At 58.1% G+C, this 2,415-nt stretch carries 3 protein-coding genes; 1 reads left to right on the top strand and 2 read right to left on the bottom strand.

The window, feature by feature from the left end; genetic code table 11:
* Positions 1-208: 208 nt before the first annotated feature.
* Positions 209-718: a MarR family winged helix-turn-helix transcriptional regulator gene (locus NW856_RS03900; protein WP_414399197.1), complete on the top strand. Its 510-nt coding sequence runs from the start codon at positions 209-211 to the stop codon at positions 716-718.
* 37 nt (positions 719-755) lie between these two features.
* On the opposite strand, the gene NW856_RS03895 is transcribed toward NW856_RS03900, so the two are convergent.
* Positions 756-1,730, bottom strand: a complete 975-nt coding sequence (locus NW856_RS03895; RefSeq protein WP_414399196.1) for an ABC transporter permease — start codon at positions 1,728-1,730, stop codon at positions 756-758.
* Positions 1,731-1,810: 80 nt separating this feature from the next.
* On the bottom strand, positions 1,811-2,086 hold the full coding sequence (locus NW856_RS03890) for a hypothetical protein (RefSeq protein WP_041436392.1): 276 nt from the start codon (positions 2,084-2,086) through the stop codon (positions 1,811-1,813).
* Between the last annotated feature and the right edge of the window lie 329 nt (positions 2,087-2,415).

Genomic DNA, 2,415 nt, shown 5'->3' with positions numbered 1-2,415 from the left:
CGGGACGGAGTCCTTGAAAAGCCTTCTGGCCCAGTGCATTCAATGTTTTAGGGTTTTAGGCATAGGTGCAGTATCCTGGCTTGGATCGAAATGACCATAATTTGCGTTAGAACTGTACTACGGTGGGCTATCATAGAGCCGAGACTGTCCTTTGGGGTTGAGTTCCCTCAGGACTCTGTTCCACCAACGCGAACAGCGATCTTCAACCATGCCCACTCCCGCTAACTCTCCTCCTCTTCAAAGCGACGAGGTTCTCAACCCTGAGGACTCCGTTCCGCTGACGCGGACGGTGGCGGCGGCCCGTGAGCCTTTTTTGGGGCTGTTGCGAGACCTGGCGCGGGCCTACCAAGCCTTTGAAAATTATGCCGGGGTTCATATTCGGCAAATGGGGCTGACCGCCCCCCAATTTGATGTGTTGGTGACCCTCGGCAATACCCCTGGGATGACCATGAATGTCTTGGCCCAAAAAACGCTGGTGACCAAAGGGACACTGACCGGCATTGTGGATCGCCTGGAACAAAAAGGGCTGGTGCGCCGGGAAGTGCCCCCGGAAAACCGACGCTGCTTTAAGGTCGTGCTGACAGAAGCGGGGGAAAAACTGTTTGAGGAAATTTTCCCGGCCCACGTCGCCTACTTGAAAGAGCGCTTCCAAAAGCTGGATCCCTCGGAGATGGCGCAGATCCAGGCTTGCCTCAAAAAGCTGCACGCTATTTTCTAGCGCTTTCAGATTCCCCCTTGCTGAGGAGGGATCCCCTCTAGCCCGGTTCAAACGGCTGCCCCAGAGCTGCCGGCGGCGTGGCCTTCACCGCCTGCTGGATCCAGCGCCGCAGCCGAGGTGGGATCCCGCGCAAGCCGTACTCCCACCATTCCCCAGAAGTGAGCACCAACACCAAAATCATCAACACGAAGGGGGCCACCGTAAAAACTTGGGTGGGCACGGCGCGGATGGTAGTCTGGGCAACTCCGGCAAAGGACTGCAAAATGCCGAACAGGTAGGCCCCCAGGGCTACCCGCAAGGGGTTCCAGCCACCGAAGATGACGATGGCCAAAGCAATCCAGCCATACCCTGCTGTATGTCGGTGGCTCCAGCCGGCCTTGAAATCCAGAGAAAAGGCAGCCCCCGCCAAGCCCAATAGGGATCCCCCCACAAGGGTGTAAACATAGCGCCAGAAAATGACATTGGTGCCGCGGGCAAAAGCCGCCGCCGGCTGTTCTCCCATAGCCCGCAACATCAGGCCAGGCTGAGTGCGATACAAAAAGAACCAAGTTCCCCCGATGAGCGCGTAGCTGGCGTACAGCAACAGATCCCCTCGGAACAGGAGTGGCCCCAGCAGCGGCACCTCTCTCAGGAAGGGGATGGGCAGGCTGGGCACCGTTGGCCCTGGGATCCGCACGAACGGATTGCCCAAAAAGGAAGACAAATCCGCCCCCAATAGGGTCAAGACGAAACCAATGGCAATTTGGGATCCCTTCAGGGTCAGCGAGCCAAAGGCCACGATCCCAGCAAACAGCGCTCCCACCGCGGCGGCAGCCAAAAAGCCCAGTACCAAGCTTCCCGTCAGCTTGGCCACGGCGAACCCAACCATGGCCGCCAGCATGATCGTCCCCTCTGCGGAGAGGTTGATCACCCCTGCCCGCTCGGTAATGGTTTCCCCTATGCAGGCAAAGACCAACGGTGTGGCGGTGGCAATGGCAGTGGAGAGAATGGCGACCAGTTGGGCAGCGGTCATGATGGGCCTGTCGAGAACTCGGGTTGGGTTAACGCATTTGCAGTTGCTGCGCGAATGCGCCTGTCGATCTGGTCATCGCCTCAGCCCAACACCCAGAGCATGAAAGCCACCCCTAGGGTGACGGCGCCGAACAGAGCATAGCTGATCCGGCGCAGCGGCCTCAGTTGCAGGGCATGCAGATCCTTAAGCCAGCCCAGCCCCAAGGATTCGACAAAGCGATCCAGCACCGCCTGCATAGGGTAGGCGTAAACCGATCCTTGCTCCTTAAAGTTCACCAGCACAACCAGCAGTGTAGCGTAGCCCCAGAGGAGGCCCCAGAGCACAGCGCTCAACCCGATTAAAATTGGCTCAAACATCGACTTTCCCTTGCCTTCTATAGGCATGTCCACTGCTTGCGTGAGCGGGAGACGGAGTTCTTTGAGCCTGGGGGACTTGGATCTCATTATTCCGGTTGTTTTCCCGTTGAGGCTGCCCTCCCTCAGACAAGAGCGTAGAAGGGATCCCAGCTTGCTTGCAGAGATCACGCCGGTTCTCTTCTGCCCGTCCAGGCCAGAAGATGACAGACTTAGACTTGGAGTACCCGCTCGGAGTTATCTCGTCAAATCTCCATGAGTTCTCGCTACCTGCTGCCCCCCGCTGAACCCAAGTCTGTCGGTACTGCCTATATCCTCTGGGCGTTGGGCAT

The sequence above is a fragment of the Synechococcus sp. R3-13 genome (assembly GCF_047462195.1).
Classification (GTDB): Bacteria; Cyanobacteriota; Cyanobacteriia; order Thermostichales; family Thermostichaceae; genus Thermostichus.
Note: the sequence above shows the minus strand (reverse complement) of the source record. Positions and strands in the feature narration are given on the sequence as shown.